The following is a 1,195-nucleotide window of genomic DNA, read 5'->3' as shown; positions in this document are numbered from 1 at the left end:
TTAAGCAATGATCTTGGCCACGACGCCAGCGCCGACGGTACGGCCACCTTCGCGGATAGCGAAGCGCAGACCTTCTTCCATGGCGATGGGGTTGATCAGCTTCACAGTGATCGACACGTTGTCGCCGGGCATGACCATTTCCTTGTCGGCTGGCAGCTCGATGGCACCGGTCACGTCGGTCGTGCGGAAGTAGAACTGAGGGCGGTAGTTGTTGAAGAAGGGGGTATGGCGGCCGCCTTCGTCCTTGCTCAGCACATACACCTCAGCCGTGAAGTGGGTGTGGGGCTTGATCGAGCCGGGCTTGCACAGCACTTGGCCGCGTTCCACGTCTTCGCGCTTGGTGCCGCGCAGCAGCAGGCCGACGTTGTCGCCAGCTTGGCCTTGGTCCAGCAGCTTGCGGAACATTTCCACGCCGGTGCAGGTGGTCTTTTGCGTGTCGCGGATACCGACGATTTCGATTTCTTCGCCGACCTTGATGATGCCACGCTCAATACGGCCGGTCACCACGGTGCCACGACCGGAGATGGAGAACACGTCTTCCACAGGCATCAGGAAGGCACCGTCCACAGCGCGCTCGGGCGTGGGGATGTAGGTGTCCAGGGCTTCGGCCAGCTTGTCGATGGCTTGTTCGCCCAGGGGGCCCTTGTCGCCTTCCAGGGCCAGCTTGGCGGAACCGCGGATGATGGGGGTGTCGTCGCCGGGGAAGTTGTACTTGTCCAGCAGTTCGCGCACTTCCATTTCGACGAGTTCGAGCAGTTCTTCGTCGTCCACCATGTCGCACTTGTTCAGGAACACGATGATGTAGGGCACACCCACCTGGCGGGCCAGCAGGATGTGTTCACGGGTCTGGGGCATGGGGCCGTCAGCAGCCGAGCACACCAGGATGGCGCCGTCCATCTGGGCAGCGCCGGTGATCATGTTCTTCACGTAGTCGGCGTGACCGGGGCAGTCCACGTGGGCGTAGTGGCGGTTGGCCGTTTCGTATTCGACGTGGGCGGTGTTGATGGTGATGCCGCGGGCCTTTTCTTCGGGCGCTGCGTCGATTTCATCGTACTTCTTGGCTTCGCCGCCGAACTTGGCAGACAGCACCGTGGCGATGGCCGCCGTCAGCGTCGTCTTGCCGTGGTCCACGTGGCCGATCGTGCCCACGTTCACGTGGGGCTTGGTCCGTTCGAATTTGCCTTTTGCCATTTTT

At 61.8% G+C, this 1,195-nt stretch carries 1 protein-coding gene; it reads right to left on the bottom strand.

The features are described from left to right. A complete protein-coding gene (gene tuf / locus ACDELDRAFT_RS22730; RefSeq protein ID WP_005801408.1) occupies positions 1–1,191 on the bottom strand; it encodes an elongation factor Tu in 1,191 nt (396 codons plus the stop codon). Positions 1,192–1,195: the final 4 nt, after the last annotated feature.

Source organism: Acidovorax delafieldii 2AN (assembly GCF_000175235.1).
GTDB classification, from domain to species: Bacteria; Pseudomonadota; Gammaproteobacteria; order Burkholderiales; family Burkholderiaceae_C; genus Acidovorax; species Acidovorax delafieldii_B.
Note: the sequence above shows the minus strand (reverse complement) of the source record. Positions and strands in the feature narration are given on the sequence as shown.

Excerpts from the sequence above, each read along its gene's own strand:
- tuf (WP_005801408.1), bottom strand. The coding sequence starts at position 1,191 with ATGGCAAAAGGCAAATTCGAACGGACCAAGCCCCACGTGAACGTGGGC.